The organism is Terrabacter sp. Soil811 (assembly GCF_001429655.1).
In the GTDB taxonomy this organism is placed as follows: Bacteria; Actinomycetota; Actinomycetes; order Actinomycetales; family Dermatophilaceae; genus Terrabacter.
In genome coordinates, this window is sequence record NZ_LMSX01000001.1 from 772,837 (window position 1) to 789,197 (window position 16,361).

At 72.4% G+C, this 16,361-nt stretch carries 17 protein-coding genes; 8 read left to right on the forward strand and 9 right to left on the reverse strand.

The genetic code is table 11. The features are described 5' to 3' along the window. Positions 1–161: 161 nt before the first annotated feature. Positions 162–722 (forward strand): TetR/AcrR family transcriptional regulator, encoded by a 561-nt coding sequence (locus ASH01_RS03560; protein ID WP_056771379.1) that lies wholly within the window; start codon positions 162–164, stop codon positions 720–722. A 10-nt stretch (positions 723–732) separates the two neighbouring features. Here ASH01_RS03560 and ASH01_RS03565 read toward each other — a convergent pair whose 3' ends face one another. After that, positions 733–1,152, reverse strand: coding sequence for a DUF7144 family membrane protein (locus ASH01_RS03565; RefSeq protein WP_056771382.1), 420 nt, complete (start codon positions 1,150–1,152; stop codon positions 733–735). A 68-nt stretch (positions 1,153–1,220) separates the two neighbouring features. Then, complete coding sequence (locus tag ASH01_RS03570) at positions 1,221–3,188, reverse strand: alpha/beta-hydrolase family protein (RefSeq protein ID WP_056771385.1); 1,968 nt, start codon at positions 3,186–3,188, stop codon at positions 1,221–1,223. A 178-nt stretch (positions 3,189–3,366) separates the two neighbouring features. Here ASH01_RS03570 and ASH01_RS03575 point away from each other — a divergent pair, with 178 nt between their 5' ends. Beyond that, complete coding sequence (locus ASH01_RS03575) at positions 3,367–4,800, forward strand: ATP-binding protein (protein WP_082619373.1); 1,434 nt, start codon at positions 3,367–3,369, stop codon at positions 4,798–4,800. 36 nt (positions 4,801–4,836) lie between these two features. On the opposite strand, the gene ASH01_RS03580 is transcribed toward ASH01_RS03575, so the two are convergent. The 3 genes from ASH01_RS03580 to ASH01_RS03590 are packed head-to-tail and all read right to left on the reverse strand — an operon-like array spanning position 4,837 to position 8,661. Next, positions 4,837–6,003, reverse strand: a complete 1,167-nt coding sequence (locus ASH01_RS03580; protein ID WP_200958942.1) for an ABC transporter ATP-binding protein — start codon at positions 6,001–6,003, stop codon at positions 4,837–4,839. After that, positions 6,000–7,616, reverse strand: coding sequence for an ABC transporter permease (locus ASH01_RS03585; RefSeq protein ID WP_056771388.1), 1,617 nt, complete (start codon positions 7,614–7,616; stop codon positions 6,000–6,002). The genes ASH01_RS03580 and ASH01_RS03585 overlap by 4 nt, the downstream gene beginning before the upstream one ends. A gap of 7 nt (positions 7,617–7,623) precedes the next feature. Next, positions 7,624–8,661 (reverse strand): iron ABC transporter substrate-binding protein, encoded by a 1,038-nt coding sequence (locus tag ASH01_RS03590; protein WP_056771391.1) that lies wholly within the window; start codon positions 8,659–8,661, stop codon positions 7,624–7,626. A gap of 131 nt (positions 8,662–8,792) precedes the next feature. Between ASH01_RS03590 and ASH01_RS03595 the strand changes: the two genes are divergently transcribed. Further along, positions 8,793–9,137, forward strand: coding sequence for a histone-like nucleoid-structuring protein Lsr2 (locus ASH01_RS03595; protein WP_056771393.1), 345 nt, complete (start codon positions 8,793–8,795; stop codon positions 9,135–9,137). Between the two features lie 56 nt (positions 9,138–9,193). On the opposite strand, the gene ASH01_RS03600 is transcribed toward ASH01_RS03595, so the two are convergent. Both ASH01_RS03600 and ASH01_RS03605 read right to left on the reverse strand, forming a co-directional pair. Beyond that, positions 9,194–9,409 carry a hypothetical protein gene (locus ASH01_RS03600; RefSeq protein ID WP_056771396.1) on the reverse strand — a complete coding sequence of 72 codons (216 nt, stop codon included), beginning with the start codon at positions 9,407–9,409 and terminating at the stop codon, positions 9,194–9,196. A gap of 70 nt (positions 9,410–9,479) precedes the next feature. Further along, positions 9,480–10,661: a phytanoyl-CoA dioxygenase family protein gene (locus ASH01_RS03605; protein ID WP_056772663.1), complete on the reverse strand. Its 1,182-nt coding sequence runs from the start codon at positions 10,659–10,661 to the stop codon at positions 9,480–9,482. 162 nt (positions 10,662–10,823) lie between these two features. Between ASH01_RS03605 and ASH01_RS03610 the strand changes: the two genes are divergently transcribed. The 4 genes from ASH01_RS03610 to ASH01_RS03625 all read left to right on the forward strand — a co-directional run bounded on the left by ASH01_RS03610 (position 10,824) and on the right by ASH01_RS03625 (position 14,964). Next, a complete protein-coding gene (locus ASH01_RS03610) occupies positions 10,824–11,876 on the forward strand; it encodes a LacI family DNA-binding transcriptional regulator (protein ID WP_056771399.1) in 1,053 nt (350 codons plus the stop codon). A 159-nt stretch (positions 11,877–12,035) separates the two neighbouring features. Further along, complete coding sequence (locus tag ASH01_RS03615) at positions 12,036–13,040, forward strand: Gfo/Idh/MocA family protein (protein WP_056771402.1); 1,005 nt, start codon at positions 12,036–12,038, stop codon at positions 13,038–13,040. After that, positions 13,037–14,086 carry a Gfo/Idh/MocA family protein gene (locus tag ASH01_RS03620; RefSeq protein WP_056771405.1) on the forward strand — a complete coding sequence of 350 codons (1,050 nt, stop codon included), beginning with the start codon at positions 13,037–13,039 and terminating at the stop codon, positions 14,084–14,086. Before ASH01_RS03615 ends, ASH01_RS03620 begins: the two co-directional genes overlap by 4 nt. Next, entirely contained in the window at positions 14,083–14,964 is an 882-nt protein-coding gene (locus ASH01_RS03625) for a sugar phosphate isomerase/epimerase family protein (protein WP_056771408.1), read from the forward strand. The genes ASH01_RS03620 and ASH01_RS03625 overlap by 4 nt, the downstream gene beginning before the upstream one ends. Positions 14,965–15,029: 65 nt before the next feature. Here the strand turns inward: ASH01_RS03625 and ASH01_RS03630 are convergent, their stop codons facing one another. Both ASH01_RS03630 and ASH01_RS03635 read right to left on the reverse strand, forming a co-directional pair. Next, positions 15,030–15,299 (reverse strand): hypothetical protein, encoded by a 270-nt coding sequence (locus ASH01_RS03630; RefSeq protein ID WP_156415399.1) that lies wholly within the window; start codon positions 15,297–15,299, stop codon positions 15,030–15,032. A gap of 15 nt (positions 15,300–15,314) precedes the next feature. Beyond that, positions 15,315–15,758 carry an Hsp20/alpha crystallin family protein gene (locus ASH01_RS03635; protein ID WP_056772665.1) on the reverse strand — a complete coding sequence of 148 codons (444 nt, stop codon included), beginning with the start codon at positions 15,756–15,758 and terminating at the stop codon, positions 15,315–15,317. Positions 15,759–16,024: 266 nt separating this feature from the next. Between ASH01_RS03635 and ASH01_RS03640 the strand changes: the two genes are divergently transcribed. Continuing rightward, positions 16,025–16,309, forward strand: a complete 285-nt coding sequence (locus ASH01_RS03640) for a hypothetical protein (RefSeq protein WP_056771413.1) — start codon at positions 16,025–16,027, stop codon at positions 16,307–16,309. Positions 16,310–16,361 lie beyond the last annotated feature (52 nt).

The following is a 16,361-nucleotide window of genomic DNA, read 5'->3' on the forward strand; positions in this document are numbered from 1 at the left end:
GCGTTGCTCAAGTTAACCGTTCGGCTAACTCGATGACAAGCCGATCGGCTAGCTCCGCTAGGGTGACGCCCACCACGCCACGCCCGTCGACGCGACGCCGACCGCGACCCCGCAGCCGACGGCCTACGACACCCGCGTGGACGACCGACGAGGAGGCGACCATGGCGCGACCCCAGGCCCCGCGGGGCCACGGCCGCCGGCGCGTCATCGAGGCTGCCGTCGAGCTCTTCGCCGAGCACGGCGTCACCGGGACGTCGTTGCAGATGATCGCCGACCACCTCGGGGTCACCAAGGCGGCCGTCTACTACCAGTTCCACGCCAAGGAGGACATCGTCCTGGCCGTCCTCGAGGAGGCGCTCGTCGACATGACGGCCTTCGTCTCGGCCGCGGAGGCGGAGGCGACCCCCGACGCGGCCGCGACCGCAGCGCTGCGGGGACTCGTCGACCTCATGATCGGCCACCGCCAGGTCGTCGCCGCACTGATGCGCGACCCCGAGGTCGAGCGCATCATGGCCGGCCACGACGACCTCAACTCGCTCATCGGACGGCTGACCTCCCTGCTGCTCGGGCCTTCGCCCGACCTGCGCCGGCGGATCGCCGTCTCCGTCGTCGGGGCCGGCGTCGCCCAGGCCGGGATCGACCCGATGCTCGCCGACGTCGACGACGAGACGCTGCGCGCCGAGCTGCTCCGACTCGGCCCGGCGATGCTCCCCCACGACTGAGGCCGGCGGCTCAGAGGTCGCTGAGGTCGACCGCGGTCAGGCCCCAGATGACGAGCACGTCGAGCGCGATGATGACAATGCCCCAGAGCGGGTAGTGCGGCAACCACAGGAAGTTCGCGAGTGCCGACAGCACCGCGAGCGCGACGCCGACCGACCGGGCCAGCAGGTTGCCGGTGAAGATGAAGCCGCCCGCGACGGCCGCCGCCAGGCCGATGACCATGTGGAACCAGCCCCACGCGGTCGCGTTGAAGGTGAAGACGTAGCTCGGCGTGCTGACGTAGAACTCGGGGCCGTTGACGACGGCGACGAGCCCCTCGACGAACTGGAACAGGCCCACGACGAGCATGATCGTCGCGGCGAAGGTGCTCGCGCCGGCGGCCCAGAGCGTGCGGGCACGGCGGGTGGGGGCGGTGGGACTGGCGCCTGCCATGGCGTCCTCCGTTCAGATTGCTTTCTCGCGGTCAGGATCGGGCGGATGCTGCTGGTGCTGAGGGCCGCTCAGGCGAAGACCCCCTCGCGCAGCTCCTCGCGCACACGCACCGCGTCCTGGATGGCCTGCATCTGCTCGTCCGTGCACTCGAGGTCGTAGACGTCGCGGATGAACTCAGGCAGGTCGGCCCGGTAGTCGTGGGCCCAGGCCCTGAAGGAGCCCGGCACCTGCGCGTTCTTCATGTCGATGAGCGTCTGGAAGAAGGTCGTCACGGGACGCCACCGCATCCCCGCGGGTATGCCGCGTGGCGACCGCAGCGGCACGTCCTCGCGGCGCGGTCGGTCGGGTCCCAGCCAGGCGGGTCTGCGGTTGAGCAGGTCGGGGCCGAACTTCGTCACGCCGTCGTTGTCGTGGCTGAGCAGCACGTAGCGCAGCCGGTCCCGGGTCTCCTGTCCGAGGGCGGCGAGCTGCTCGTGGTCGTTGACGACGGTGACGAGGCTCGCGTCGACGTCGGGGCGCGGCGCCCCGGTGACCTCGTGCATCCACTTGCTGCCCCCCGGGGTGCCGATCCACAGGGCCCGGTCGATCCCGAGCGCCTGGGGCCCCAGGGTCCCCCAGCCGAGCAGCACGTCCTGGCTCGTGTGCGCACCGAGCGACTCGCCGAAGAGCACGACCTCGGGCCGCTCGTCCGGGGCCATGGCCCGCACTCGCTGGAGGATGTGCAACCACAGCAACCGGTTCTGCTCGCGCGCGTCGCGGACCTTGCCGAGCGACAGCGGCGACGGGCGCTTGGAGTACTGCATCGTGACGCTCGCGACGTCGCCGCGGGTGAGGTACTGGGCGGCGGCGATCGCGACGTAGTTGACGTAGCCCGTCCCGGTGGGTGACACGAGCATGAGCAGCGAGCGCGACCAGGCGTCGGTGCGGTCCATCTCGGCGATCGCGAGCTCGACGCGCTCGGTCGGGGTCGCCGCACTGTCGAGGCCGACGAAGACCTGCACGGGGTGCGCGCGGGCGGGCTCGCCCATCACCGTCGCGATCGACAGGTCCGGCGGGGTCCTGCCGTCCGGGAGCGCCAGCGGGTGCGCGACGGGTGCGGGGCGCACATAGGTGACGGCGTGCCGGCGGCCCTCCCGCCCCAAGGACTCCCACGACACGAGGCTCGCCGGGTCACCGCTCGTCATCGGGTCGGTCCAGACGCCCGGTGCCGCCTGCATCCAGGGGTCCACCGTCGTCGTCACGGCCTCGATCCGCTGCATGACGCGCGTCCAGAGGGCGCTGACGGCGATGCCGGCGCCGGCCATGAAGGCGGCGTGCGAGACGAGCTGCCAGGCGAGCCCGGCGCCCGGTGTCTGCCCCGGGGCGAGCCGGCGCACCTGCTCGGCGGTCCACCGCTCGACCCAGCCTGCGCCGTAGAGCACCGCAAGGACCCCGCCGCCGGCTGCGAGCCCCCGGAGGGTGGGCACGTCGTCCGCGGTGTCGAGTCCGGCCTCCGAGCCGGACTCGCGCTGGACGCGCTCGATGAGGGCCGACGTGGCCAGACCCACGGGGATCGACAGCGGGAGGGCCGCGAGGCGCCCGTCGGCACCGACGGCGCGGTCGAGCCGACGCACCCCGGCCGTCGCCCCGATGAGCACCGATCCGCACAGGCCCGTGGCGCCCATCCGCCAGGCGCCCTGCCGCAGGAGGCCGTCCCTCGCTGTCGCGACGCCGCGCCGGTCGAGATACGCCGCGAGACCGAGTCCCAGCGGCGCCATGACCAGCTCGCACCCGAGGGCTGCCGCCGACCGGCGGCGTTCGACGGACCAGCTGTCCGGGAAGACGGCCCACGTGGCTGCGGCGCTCGCCACGACGTCGATGACGTCCTGGGAGGAGAGCGCGACGAGGTAGTGGGCGCCCGTCGACAAGCCGGTGATGATCCCCTGGTCCTGCCAGGAGCGCTTCGACAGCGACGGCGCGAGCGTCGACGGGGTGACGAAGGAGGCCATGACGAGGCCGACCTTCTGCCCGGTGTGGACGAAGTCCGACTGCTCCATGAGCCCTCCCCGGCACTGACCGGCTGCAGGTGGACCTGACGTCGCACCCGCCCACCTTCGAGCATGGTCACGTGGGGACTGGTTGCGCTCACCCCTCCAGGGTGATCTTCGGGCGCGTCGGGCGGCCTTCTGCGCCAAGGGGTGCCCAAGGGGCGTCAGGCGTGAGCATCATGGATCCATGACTGCGAACGTCGAGGTCGACCCGCCCACCGCTCCGACCTCCGTGCCTGCGGCGCTGACCCATCTGGAGTCCACGGACGGCCGGTCCTTCGTCGCCCGCGGGCCCGGGAGCGAGCGCCCGCTGCCGGGTGACTACCTCGAGCTCGACGGCGAGGACGGCATCCTCGCGTTCGTCGAGGAGGTCACGGACGAGGCGTCGGGCGCCGGCTTCGCCGCCACCGGCACGCTGGTGCAGGTCGGGAGTGGCTCCGGTTCGGGGCGAACCGCGGACTCCCCGCGGCACGAGGTGCCGGTCCGGCCGACCCGGCCCGACACCGTGCAGCGGCTGCTGTCGGGCGGCGACCCCCGGCTGCACCTCGGCCACCTCGCGGGCCAGGAGTCGGTGGGCGTCGCGCTCGTGCCCAACCGCCTCAACCGACACACGTTCTGGTGCGGGCAGAGCGGCTCCGGCAAGACGTACGCCCTCGGCGTGCTGCTCGAGCGGATCCTCCTGACGACCCGCCTCCCCATGGTCGTCTTCGACCCCAACAGCGACTTCGTGCGCCTCCACGAGCAGGCCGTCCAGGCCGGCGCGGAGGACGAGCACGCCGACGCACTCCATGACCGTGAGGTCGTCATCCTGCGGCCCGACGACGAGCAGAACCCGCTGCGGGTGCGCTTCACCGAGCTCACGTCCCGGGCCAAGGCCGCGGTCCTGCGTCTCGACCCGGTCGTCGACCGGGCCGAGTACAACGCCCTGCTGCGCCTCTTCGGAGGAGACTTCCAGACCGTGGACGCGGGCCAGATCGTCCCGTACCTGCGCTCGCTCGGCGACCCGGACGCCGAAGCCCTGGCGCAGCGCCTCGAGAACCTCGGTCTCACCGAGTGGACGAGGACCTGGGCGTTCGGCGCCACGGCGGTCACGGACGTCATCGAGCGCCGACCGGCCGCGACGGTCGTCGACCTCGGTGGCTACGACCGTCCCGAGGAGCAGCTCACCGTGGCGCTCGCCGTCCTCGACGACCTGTGGGCCCGGCGCACCGAACGCCGCCCCCTCCTCATCGTCGTCGACGAGGCACACAACCTCTGCCCACCGGAGCCCGAGACCCCCCTCGGAGTCGCGGTGCGCGACCGGCTCATCCAGATCGCCGCGGAGGGCCGCAAGTACGGCCTCTGGCTGCTCCTGTCGACCCAGCGTCCCTCGAAGGTGCACCCGGGCGTCGTGTCCCAGTGCGACAACCTCACACTGATGCGGATGAACTCGCGGGACGACCTCGACCAGCTGGCGTCGGTCTTCGGGTTCGTGCCTCGCGGGCTGCTCGCCCAGGCCGCCCGCTTCCGTCAGGGTGAGGCCCTGCTCGCAGGTGGCTTCGTCCCGATGCCGAGCGTGGTGCAGGTCCGTGGACGCATCACTCCGCAGGGCGGCACCGACGTCCCGGTGCCGATGCCCTGAGGGCTGGACTTCGGGCGCTGGTCCGGCACCGACGCGTCAGGCCGGGGGCGGAGGTGCCAGTGCCGGGAAGGCGATGGCCTCGCCCTCGATGCGCAGCCGGAGCTCGGTGCCCTTGGCGGCGATGAACGCGTTGGAGTGGCGGATGCTGATGATCTCGCCCTCTCGCGCGAGCGCCGATGTCTCACAACCGGGTTCGCGGCTCGAGGTCAGCTCCAGACGGACCGTGCTCTCGGGACCGAAGTAGTCGGTGTCGACGACGACGCCGCGGATCGGACCGTGCTCGTCGACGCGGATCTGCTCCGGTCGGAGCATGAGCTGCACCCGGCCGCGGAGGGTCGTCGCCGCGAGCGGGACGGCCCCGAGCGAGCACGTCGCCGTGTCGCCGTCGACCCACGCCTCGAGCATCACGGCGTCGCCGAGGAACTCGGCCGTGGCCCGGTCGACGGGTCGCGTGTAGACCTCGAGGGGGCTGTCGACCTGCGCGAGCAGACCGTCGCGCATCACGGCGACCTGGTCGGCGAAGCTCAGCGCCTCGGCCTGGTCGTGGGTCACGAGGACGGTCGTGATGCCGGCGTCGTGCAGCACCTTGGCCACGGTGCGCCGGGTCGCGACCCGCAGACCCGCATCGAGGGCCGAGAAGGACTCGTCGAGGAGCATGAGCTCGGGTTCGCGGGCGAGGGCCCGCGCGAGCGCCACCCGCTGCTGCTGCCCGCCCGAGATCTCGTGGGGTCGCCGCGCCGCCAGTGCGCTGTCGAGCGAGACCATCTCGAGCAGCTCCGCGACCCGCGCCTGCACGGCCTTGCGCCCCCCGGTGAGGTCGGAGGCGTCGATGCCGAAGGCGATGTTCTGCCCGACGGTGAGGTGCGGGAAGAGGGCGCCGTCCTGGGCGACGTAGCCGACGTCGCGGTGGTGCGCGGGCACCCAGGCATCCTCACCGGCGAGCGCGCGCCCGCTCAGGGTGACCGAGCCCGCGTCGGCGCGCTCGAAGCCGGCGATGAGCCGCAACAGGGTCGTCTTGCCCGAGCCCGACGGACCGACGATGGCCGTCGTGCTGCCCGGGTCGACCGACAGCGTGACGCCGCGCAGCACCTGCTGCGGGCCGAAGCTCTTCGTCAGTCCCGTGACCTCGAGACGGCCCCGGGCCGACGGGTCGTGGTAGTCGACCGCCGCGTGCGGGGAGGTCGACGGGGGTGTCGTGGTCATTGTCCGGCCGCTTTCTTCGACTGCTGGAAGAGCAGGTAGGTCATCGGCGCCGAGAGCACGACCATGAGCAGGGCGTACGGTGCGGCGCCGGCATAGTCGATCTCGCTGCTCTTGGCCCAGAACTCCGTCGCGAGGGTACGCGTGCCGTTCGGGGCGAGCAGGAGGGTCGCCGTCAGCTCGTTGACGATGGCGAGGAAGACGAGGGCCGCTCCCCCGGCCGCGGCCGGCGCCGTGAGCCGCAGCGTGACCCGGACGAAGGCACCGAGGGGACGCACCCCGAGCGCCTGCGCGGCCTCCTCGAGCTCCCGCGGCGCCTGCGCGAGCCCCGAGCGGAGGCTGACGAGGGCACGCGGCAGGAAGAGCAGCACGTAGGCAGCGACCAGGACGACGGCCGTCTGGTAGAACGCCGGCAGGAAGCGGATGCTCACGGTGACGAAGGCGAGGCCGACGACGATGCCGGGCATCGAGCTCGTGATGTAGTTGGACAGCTCGAGGGAGCGGGTGAACCAGCTCGGTCGCCGCACGGCGAGGAAGGCCATCGGGAAGGCGACGAGCGTCGTCGCCGCCGCACCGGCCACGCCGTAGAGCAGCGTCTGGAGCAGGGCCGGGACGAGCTCGTCGGGCGCCCAGATCTCTGATCCGCCGAGCACGACCCACCGGAGGACGAACCACATCGGGACGCCGACGGCGAGCACGACGAGGAGCAGGAGCGCGAGCTGCGCCGGCACGTGGAGCCGGCGGAGCGGCATACGCCCCGGGGCCGCCTGCCCGCCGGAGCCGACGCGGGCGTAGCGCGCGGTGCCGCGGCTGCGGACCTCGGCGACGAGCAGCAGGAGACACAGGACGACGAGGACGCTGGCGAGCATGTTGCCGGCGGCGCCGTTGAAGGTCGACTGGTACTGCACCATGACCGCCGTCGTGAAGGTGTCGAAGCGGATCATCGCGAAGGCGCCGTACTCGGCGAGCAGGTGCAGTCCGACGAGCAGCGCGCCGCCCGTCATCGCGAGCCGCAGCTGGGGCAGCACGACCCGGCGGAAGACCTGCCACGGGCCGAGCCCGAGGGAGGCCGCGGACTCCTCGAGCGACGGGTCGAGGCGGCTCAGGGTCGCCGCGGCCGGGATGTAGACGAGCGGGAAGTACGACAGCACCGAGATGAGCACGCCCGACCACAGGCCGGCGAGCGACGGCACGGCGGACACCCAGCCGTAGCTGTTGACGAACGCGGGGATGGCGAGCGGCGCGGCCAGCGCGAGTGCCCAGAACCTGTTGCCGCGCAAGGCGGTCCGCTCGACGAGCCAGGCGCCACCGACGCCGAGGACGAGGCACAGCGGCACCGAGACGGCCATGAGCAGGATGGTGTTGAGCAGCAGCTCACCGACGCGCGCCCGGAAGATGAGACTGACCGCGGTGTCCCACCCGGTGGCGACCGTCATCGCGATGACGTAGCCGAGGGGCACGAGCGAGAAGAGCGCGATGAGCACGGCGATGACCGCGAGGGCGGGTGGTCGCCGACGCCCGGACGCCGGGCCCGGGCGGGTGCCCGGGCCCGGCGTGGGAGCCGTGCCGGTGCCGGTCGCGCGGTGCGCGCCGGGCGCGGTGAGGTCGGTGGTCACCCGAGAACTACAGCAGACCCGCCTTGGTCATCAGATCGGTGACCGTGGCGGAGTTGAGCTTGGCGGGGTCAACCGTCGGGGCCTGGAGGTCCTTCAGGGGCACGAGCGCCGGGTTGGAGGGCACGTCGGAGCCGATGGCGTACTCGAAGGAGGTGCCCTTCTGCAGCACCTCCTGCCCGGCCTTGCCGGTGACGAACTTCAGGAAGGACTGGGCGGCCGCGGCGTTCTTCGACGCCTTGAGCACGCCACCACCGGAGACGGAGACGAAGGCGCCCGGGTCCTCGTTCTTGAAGTAGTGGGTGCCGACGTTGGCCGAGTTCTCGCCGGTCTTCGCCTGGTCCCCGTAGTAGTAGTAGTGGTAGATCAGCGCGGTCTCGACCTCGCCGGAGTTGACCGCCTTCATCGCGGTGCTGTTGCCCTTGTAGGCCTTGGCGTTGGTCTTCATCGCGGTGAGCCAGTCGTTCGTCACGGTCTCGCCCTTGAGCTCGAGCAGCGCCGAGACGATGGCCTGGAAGTCGGCGCCCGACGGCGAGGCCGCCCAGCGGCCCTTCCACTCGGGCTTGGCGAGGTCGAGCATCGAGGCGGGGAGCTGGTTCTCCTGCAGCGTGCGCTTGTCGTAGACGAGGACCGTCGAGCGGGCCGCGATCCCGGTCCACTTGCCGGTGGACGGGCGGAACCCGGCCGGGACCTGGTCGAGGGTGGCCTTGTCGACATCGGCGAAGAGGCCGGCGTTCTCGACCTGGGTCATGGCGGGGCTGTTCTCGGTGAGGAAGACGTCGGCCGGCGACGCCGCGCCCTCCTGGACGATCTGGTTGGACATCTCCGAGTCGTCGCCGTTGCGGACGGTGACCTTGATGCCGGTCTGCTTCGTGAACGCGTCGACCCATTCCTTCGTCAGGCTCTCGTGCTGCGCGTTGTAGACAGTGATGCTGCCCGTTCCGTCGGTCGAGCCGCTGCCGGACGAGCCGGAGCCGCAGGCCGTCAGGGCGAGGGCGCCGACGGCCGCGAGCGCGACGCCGATGGTGGTGCGGGGGCGGGAGGTCATGTGAGCTGCCTTCGTGGATCCGGAGGGGCGCGCCGGTCCCGTCGGAAGGCGCGCCTGAGTAGGTAAGCCTTACCTTACACACGGTTGGGAGTGCCTCCCTCCACCCCTGGGGCGCCCACTAGGCTCATCCCATGCGCCGGACCATCGTCTCCCTCGTCGACGACCTCGACGGCACCGAGGCCGCCGAGACCGTCACCTTCGGCATCGACGGGGACTCCTTCGAGATCGACCTCTCGGAGGCGAACGCCGACGCCCTCCGCTCGACGCTCGACGACTGGGTGGCCCGGGCTCGGCGGGCCGGGGACGAGCGCCGGACGCACACGGCGCCCGCGCGGTCGACGACGGTGCTGCCCGCGGTGGGCGAGTCCCGCAACGCGCTGATCCGGGCCTGGGCGGCCGAGACGGGACACCAGGCCCCCGCGCGTGGCCGGATCCCCCAGGCCGTGGTCACCGCGTACGACGACGCCCACCGCTAGCCGCTCGTCCGGGCGGCCGGACCCCTGCGCTTCGCCAGCGGGCGGACCGTCGGCCGCTAGGCCTGTGGACGGTCGTGGAACTCCTGCTCGGTCACCCGCTTGCCGTAGAGCCAGTACTGCACGGAGCCGTCCTCGGCCTCGACGGCCGGGCCGTCGAGCCGGTGCAGCCGCGCCGCGATGAAGTAGAGCGTGTCCCCGCGCGCGACGATCACCTTGTCGTAGCCGCCGGTGGGGTGTCGGGTTCCGCTTCTCCAGTCGGGCTGCGACGTCACGGTGCTGGGGTCTCCGGATCTGTGGGGTCGAACGGTCAGGGCGTGGGGTTCAGGTTACTGCGCCCCCTCGTCAGTGACTGTCGCGGCCGGACAGCTGGCGCGTCAGAGCGCCCCGCAGCTCGTCGAGCGGCTGGTCGGCGGCGAGCGCCTCGGTGACGAGCTCTGCCTGCGTCCGCGGCGACAGACCGTCGACCGGCTGGTCACGGTCGAGGTTCGTCGGGAACGCGTACCCCTCCGCGCTCGCGGCGACGACGTTGCCGATCTCCCGCGGCTGCATCCCGGCAGAGCGCGCAGCAACCAACGCCGGGTGGATCGCCTCGACGACCCGCGCCCGGTCGACGGTCTCCATCGCCCGGCCGAAGGCCGAGCTGACCTGCAGCAGGTTGGCCATCCGGCGCACGTCCGTCGTGTGGTTCGTGCCGGCGGCGTGGAGCAGAGCGGGGTTGAAGAAGACGGCGTCGCCGGCCGACAGCGGCAGCTGCACGTGGTGGGCCACGAAGTACGCCTGGAACTCCGGCTGCTGGTAGGCGACGTAGCCGTGCGTGTACTTCTGGCTGTGCGGCAGGTAGAGCGTCGGACCGGACTCGGCGGGCATGTCGACGTGCGCGACCGCGCCCTGCAGGGTCAGCGCCTGCGAGAGGACGTGCACGTGCGACGGGTAGCGGGCGCACGTCTCGGCGGACTGGAAGCCGAGGTGGTAGTCGCGATGCACCGTCTGCCCGGCGCCCCCGGGGTTGACGACGTTGAGCTGTGAGGTGACCTGGTAGCCCGGCCCGAGCCAGGCCTGCGCGGCGAGCGCGACGGCGTCGTTGGCGTAGTAGTCGACGAACGCCCCGGGGTCGGCCACGGCGAGCTTCTCGAGGGCGTTCCAGATGCGGTCGTTGGCGCCCGGCTTGGCGAAGTGGTCACCCGCCGCCGTGCCGCTCGCGCGCTGCTCGGCGATCATCCGCTCGAAGGCTGCGGTCGCCCGGTCGAGGATCTCGGCCTCGAAAGCGCCTGCCAGGACGACGATTCCGGGGCCGTCGGAGAAGGCCCGCGCCAGCTCGGCCTGGACGTCACGCCGTATCACGTCGTCCGCGGCCGTATGCCGCAGCGTGGCCCAGTCGTAGACGAGGACCTCCTGCTCGACGCGGGCTGCGTGCGGGTAGTCGGCGAGGTCGGTCCGCTCGGCGAGCACCTCGAGCAGGTCGGACAGCTGGGCGTCCTCGGGACGGATCCAGCCGGTGCGCGAGCTGGTCGGCGTGATGGTCATGGTGCCCTCCTCGGGCGGATCGACGGTGATCGGGGTCCGACCGTGCGCCGCCCGGAGCGGCGCTGGCCGTGCCTCAAGGATGCGGCCCACGGAGGGGGCGCCGACCCACCGGATGACCTCAGAAACACCTCAGACGCGTCCCCTGGAGACTACGCTCCGGGGATGGCCCAGCACCGCGCGCGGTCGCACCGCGTCCGCGACATCGCCGAGCAGTCGGGACTGTCGGAGGCGACGATCGACCGGGTGCTCCACGGCCGGGCTGGGGCGAGCGCGCGCGCCGTGCGCGCCGTCGAGCAGGCCGTGCTCGACCTCGATCGCCAGCAGACCCAGCTGCGCCTCGCGGCCCGCACGCTCCTGCTCGACGTCGTCGTCCAGGCGCCGACCCGATTCAGCACGGCGGTCCGGTCGGCGCTCGAGGACGAGCTGCCCGCGCTGCGCCCGGCCGCGGTCCGAGCGCGCTTCCACCTGCGTGAGAACGCCGACGTCGCGGCCGCCGTCGAGGTGCTCGACAGCCTCGGCCGGCGCGGGCGCGTCTGCCACGGCGTCGTGCTCAAGGCGCCGGACGACCCGGCCGTGGCCGCGGCCGTGGGCCGCCTCGCCGACCGCGGTATCCCCGTCGTCACGCTCGTCACCGACGTCCGCGACAGCGCTCGGGTGGCGTACGTGGGGCTCGACAACGCCGCGGCCGGCGCCACCGCCGCCTATCTCGTGTCCCAGGTGCTCGGCGACCGGCCCGGTGACGTGCTGCTGAGCCTCAGCCGGTCGTTCTTCTTCGGCGAGCGGGAGCGGGCCGAGGCGTTCACGGTCGCCCTCGGTCGTCTGGCACCCGACCGGCGCGTCCACACGATCACGGACAGCGACGGGCTCGACGCGACGATGTCCGCGCTCGTCTCCGACGTGCTCCGGTCGGAGCCGGAGGTGCGCGCCGCCTACTCGGTCGGCGGCGGCAACCGGGCCATCTCGGCGGCCTTCGTCGCGGCGGGCCGGCCGCCCGGTGTCTTCATCGGCCACGACCTCGACGAGGACAACCTCGACCTGCTGCGCTCCGGGGTGCTCACCGCCGTGCTCCACCACGACCTCCACGCCGACATGCGGGCCGGCGTCCGTCAGGTCATGCGTGCCCACCGCCTCGTGCCCGGGGCACCCACGTCGGTCGCGGCCAACGTCGAGGTCGTGACGGCATACAACATCCCCCCGCGCATCCACGCGCACTGACGCCCGACCCGTTCGGCTGAGGTCTTTTTGACGGGTCCGAACGGTGCCGTGCGGCCGCCCTGTCCCGCACGCTGAGGTCATCAACCGGGACCACGACGTCCTCGGTCGCCTCGGCGGACCGGGTGCCGTCGCACCCACACCCCGCCCCCAGGAGATCCCATGCGTCTCGGCCTCATCGGTCTCGGCAGGATCGGCTCGTTCCACGCCGACACCCTGTCCCAGCTTCCCGATGTCGACTCCCTCGTCGTCACCGACGTCGTGGCGGAGGTGACGAGGGCCGTGGCGGATCGAGTCGGCGCCGACGTCGCGGAGTCACCCGCGAGCCTGCTTGGCGATGGCGTCGACGCGATCGTCATCGCCGCCGCCACCGACGCGCACACGGAGCTGATCCGGGCCGGAGTCGATGCCGGCGTGCCCGTCTTCTGCGAGAAGCCGCTGTCGGCCGACCTCGCCGAGGCGGCGGCGATCGCCCGCTACGTCACGGAGCACGGTGCCGGGGTCCAGGTCGGCTACCCGCGCCGCTTCGACCCGGCCTTCAGCGCTGCCCGCCAGGCCGTCGAGGCCGGGGAGCTCGGGTGGGTCCACACGGTGCGGTCGACGACCTTGGACCCGGCCCCCGCTCCCCGCGCCTACATCGAGACCTCCGGCGGCATCTTCCGCGACTGCAGCGTGCACGACTTCGACACCGTCCGATGGGTCACCGGCCGGGAGGTCGTCGAGGTCTACGCCACCGGGAGCGCCCGGGGCGCGGACGTCTTCGCCGAGCTCGGCGACGTCGCCACCGCGGCGACCCTGCTGACCTTCGACGACGGAGCGACAGCGGTCGTGTCGAACACCCGCTACAACCCCCGCGGCTACGACGTGCGCCTCGAGCTGCACGGGACCGCGGACAGCGTCGCCGCCGGATGGAGCGACACGACTCCCCTGCGCAACCTCGAGCCGGGAGCCACCTGGCCCTCCGGACCGCCGGCCACCTTCTTCATGGACCGGCTCACCGCCGCCTTCCGCGCCGAGCTGCAGGCGTTCACCGACGTCGTCGCCGGGCGACGCACCTCGCCGTGCACCGTCGACGACGCCCTCGCCGTGGCCTACATCGCCGAGGCCGCCACCCTGTCGCTGCATGAGCACCGCCCGGTGCGGATCGACGAGGTCCGGCTCCCATGACCGGCTCGGACGACGAGGGACTCGCGACGGAGCCGCTCCGCGTCGGCGTCCTCGGGGCGGCACGCATCACCGAGCTCGCCCTCGTCAAACCCTCGAGGATCACCGGTGCCCGACTCGTCGCCGTCGCCGCTCGCGATCGCTCCAGGGCCGAAGCGTTCGCCGGCGCCCACGGCGTCGAACGCGTCCACGACTCCTACCTCGACGTCATCGAGGACCCCGAGGTCGAGGTGGTCTACAACCCGCTCGCCAACAGCCTGCACGGCCCGTGGAACATCGCCGCGCTGGCCGCGGGGAAGCACGTCTTCACCGAGAAGCCCTCCGCGAGCAACGTCACCGAGGCCGAGACGGTCGCCGCGGCCGCCCGGCTGAGCGGGCAGCAGTTCTTCGAGGGGTTCCACTACCTCTGGCACCCGCTCGTCTCGCGGCTCCACGAGATCCTGGCGAGCGGCGAGCTCGGCGAGCTGCGTCACGTCGAGACCGTCATGGACATGCCGGCGCCCACCGCCTCCGACCCCCGATGGTCCCTCGAGCTGAGCGGCGGAGCGCTCATGGACCTCGGCTGCTACAGCCTGCACACGATGCGCCTGCTCGCCCCGTATGCGGGCGGCGAGCCCACCCTGGTCGGCGCCACGGGCGGCGAGCGCGCCGGCCACCCCGGCGTCGACGAGTGGCTGACCGCGGAGCTGGCATTTCCCAGCGGCGTCACCGGGACGGCCGGCTGCACCATGGCCAGCGACCACCACGAGATGAGCCACCGGCTCGTGGGGACCGCGGGCGAGGCCGTCATCACCGACTTCGTCAACCCGCACGACGACGACCGCCTCGTCGTCACCACCGCCGCCGGCACCCGCACCGAGCGCCTGGGTCGACGGTCGTCGTACACCTACCAGCTCGAGGCGCTGACGACTGCGATCCGCACGGGCACCCCGGCCCGCACCGACGCCGACGACGCCGTGCTGACGATGCGACTCATCGACCAGTGCTACGACGCCGTCGGTCTCGGCCCCCGGCCCGCGCACGCCGACGTCGCGAAGGACCTCCGATGACGACTGCTCCGGCACCCGACGAGCTGCTCGCCACCTGCTGGAGCAGCGCCGGCGACGCCGCCTCCGACCGCGCCGACCTGCGGAGTCCGCTCTCCCTGCGCGAGCGGGTCGAGGCCGCGTCAGCGGCCGGCTTCCGAGGCTTCGGCCTGCTGTCCGACGACCTCCCGGCGGCCGTGACGGCATACGGCCTCACCGGGATCCGCGACCTGCTCGCCGACAACGGGATCACTCACCTCGAGCTCGAGGGCATCCCCTGGTGGTGGGACGTCGGAGCCCACGAGCAGGAGTCCTTTCGCGTCCGGCACGCCCTGCTCGAGGCGGCGGAGGTGCTGGGCGCCCGGCACCTCAAGGTCACCCCCGACGGGGACGACGGGCCGTGGGACCGCGGACTCTGGGCCGCCCGGTTCGCCGAGCTCGCAGCCCAGGCCCACGACGTGGGCGCGCGGCTCGGGATCGAGTTCTTCCCGTGGTCGAACGTCGCGTCGCTGGCCGAGGGCCTGCAGCTCGTCACGGCGGCCGGCCATCCGGCGGGCGGCGTCATCATCGACACCTGGCACGTCGCACGGGCCGGCACCCCTCCCGCGGACCTCGCAGCGGTGCCGCTCGAGCGCATCATCGGCGTCGAGCTGAACGACGCGGACGAGTGCGTGGTGGGCACGCTCTTCGAGGACACCGTGCACCGCCGGCGCTACTGCGGGGAGGGCGACTTCGACCTCACGGCGATGATCACCGACCTGCGGAGCGCCGGCTGGACCGGACCGTGGGGTGTCGAGATCCTCTCCGACGAGCACCGGACCCAACCGGTGGGTGAGGCGCTTCGACGGGCGGCCACGAGCGCCCGCCACGCGCTCGAGACGGCACCGGCGCTGGCGTCGTGAACCGGCTCACCGGGTGGCACGGGCCACCCGGTGAGCCGGCAGCGGAACGAGCCCTCGGCGCCCACTCACGGTGGCGGAGCGCGCTCCCGGCCACGGTCGACGGGACCGCCGTCCCGCCGCACGGCGCGTTGCGTCGCCACGCGGCGGCCCTCCTCGAGGCGCGTGCGCTCGCGAGGAGCAGCTCCGGGGTGGTCGGGTCGGGAGGACGTGCCGACGGGCGGCCACCCGGCGCTGACGATCGCGTCGAACTCGGCGCGCAGCAGCTCGTCGTCGTCGCAGACGAGGGCCATGAAGACCTCGTCGACGTCGGCGACCGCCTCGGTGCGTGTGTCCATGACCGCCACGTCCCCTCAGGCGGTGATGGTCTTCCGGTCGTCGGCGTCGTGCGAGATCGCGATCCTGCGCGGCTTGGCGCGCTCAGCCACCGGGATCGCGAGCCGCAGCACGCCGGCGTCGTAGCTCGCGCGGATGTGCTCGGTGTCGAGGCTGTCGCCCAGCACGAGCTGGCGGCTGAACACGCCACGCGGCCGCTCGGCGGCGACGAGGTCGGCATCGCTCGCGCGGGTGGGACGCTCGGCCTTGACCGTCACGACGTTGCGCTCGACGTCGAGGTCGATGGACTGCGGGTCGACGCCCGGCAGGTCCAGCTCGACGTGGAAGGTGTCTCCGTCTCGCCAGGCGTCCATCGGCATGGCCGAAGGCCTGGCCAGCGTGCCGCTGGTCCCGAGGGCGAGCTGGGCCACCCGGTCGAGGTCCCGGAAGGTCTCACGGAAGGGGTCAGTGCGCATCAGCATCGTCGTCACCTCCATCATGTCCAGATGCTCCATGGTGGCCACGACCGCATCTCACACGTCGTGGCATGCGCTGTAGGAATGTTGTAGCACCGACGGGTTCGTTTGTGCAAGAGCGTGATTCGCAGAATTCTCTGATTCGTTCCCTTATCGCCGCGACACGGCCCTCGCAGGTCGTCCTGCCCCGGCGGCAGCCTGGTCCGCCCGGGCGGCATCCGCGCGCTGGGCAGCGACTTGGCCTCGGCGCCGAAGCAGGCGACGATGTCGCCATGGCGAAGTCTGGGGGTGGTCCGCGGTTCTTCAAGCGCCGCGGTGACGAGCTCACGGTCAAGGACGGTGAGGGCAACAAGCACCAGGCGACGCTCGAACGCGTCGACGCCGACTCGACGCAGGAGGACGGCTCGTTCGTGCTGGGCTACTGCAAGAGCTGCGACTGGACGGGCCCGGCCCGTCGGGCCCGGGACAAGGCCCGCAAGGACGCGCTCGCGCACTCCGACGAGTGCCCGAGCAAGGGCAAGGTCCGGCTCGGCGTCAGCGAGAACGACCCCCGGTAGGACCTGGCCGGCATCACCCGCGGTGCGTCGACCGTCGCGACCACCTCGTCGG

Excerpts from the sequence above, each read along its gene's own strand:
- ASH01_RS03560 (WP_056771379.1), top strand. The coding sequence starts at position 162 with ATGGCGCGACCCCAGGCCCCGCGGGGCCACGGCCGCCGGCGCGTCATC.
- ASH01_RS03565 (WP_056771382.1), bottom strand. The coding sequence starts at position 1,152 with ATGGCAGGCGCCAGTCCCACCGCCCCCACCCGCCGTGCCCGCACGCTC.
- ASH01_RS03570 (WP_056771385.1), bottom strand. The coding sequence starts at position 3,188 with ATGGAGCAGTCGGACTTCGTCCACACCGGGCAGAAGGTCGGCCTCGTC.
- ASH01_RS03575 (WP_082619373.1), top strand. The coding sequence starts at position 3,367 with ATGACTGCGAACGTCGAGGTCGACCCGCCCACCGCTCCGACCTCCGTG.
- ASH01_RS03580 (WP_200958942.1), bottom strand. The coding sequence starts at position 6,003 with ATGACCACGACACCCCCGTCGACCTCCCCGCACGCGGCGGTCGACTAC.
- ASH01_RS03590 (WP_056771391.1), bottom strand. The coding sequence starts at position 8,661 with ATGACCTCCCGCCCCCGCACCACCATCGGCGTCGCGCTCGCGGCCGTC.
- ASH01_RS03595 (WP_056771393.1), top strand. The coding sequence starts at position 8,793 with ATGCGCCGGACCATCGTCTCCCTCGTCGACGACCTCGACGGCACCGAG.
- ASH01_RS03605 (WP_056772663.1), bottom strand. The coding sequence starts at position 10,661 with ATGACCATCACGCCGACCAGCTCGCGCACCGGCTGGATCCGTCCCGAG.
- ASH01_RS03610 (WP_056771399.1), top strand. The coding sequence starts at position 10,824 with ATGGCCCAGCACCGCGCGCGGTCGCACCGCGTCCGCGACATCGCCGAG.
- ASH01_RS03615 (WP_056771402.1), top strand. The coding sequence starts at position 12,036 with ATGCGTCTCGGCCTCATCGGTCTCGGCAGGATCGGCTCGTTCCACGCC.
- ASH01_RS03620 (WP_056771405.1), top strand. The coding sequence starts at position 13,037 with ATGACCGGCTCGGACGACGAGGGACTCGCGACGGAGCCGCTCCGCGTC.
- ASH01_RS03625 (WP_056771408.1), top strand. The coding sequence starts at position 14,083 with ATGACGACTGCTCCGGCACCCGACGAGCTGCTCGCCACCTGCTGGAGC.
- ASH01_RS03630 (WP_156415399.1), bottom strand. The coding sequence starts at position 15,299 with ATGGACACACGCACCGAGGCGGTCGCCGACGTCGACGAGGTCTTCATG.
- ASH01_RS03635 (WP_056772665.1), bottom strand. The coding sequence starts at position 15,758 with ATGCTGATGCGCACTGACCCCTTCCGTGAGACCTTCCGGGACCTCGAC.
- ASH01_RS03640 (WP_056771413.1), top strand. The coding sequence starts at position 16,025 with ATGGCGAAGTCTGGGGGTGGTCCGCGGTTCTTCAAGCGCCGCGGTGAC.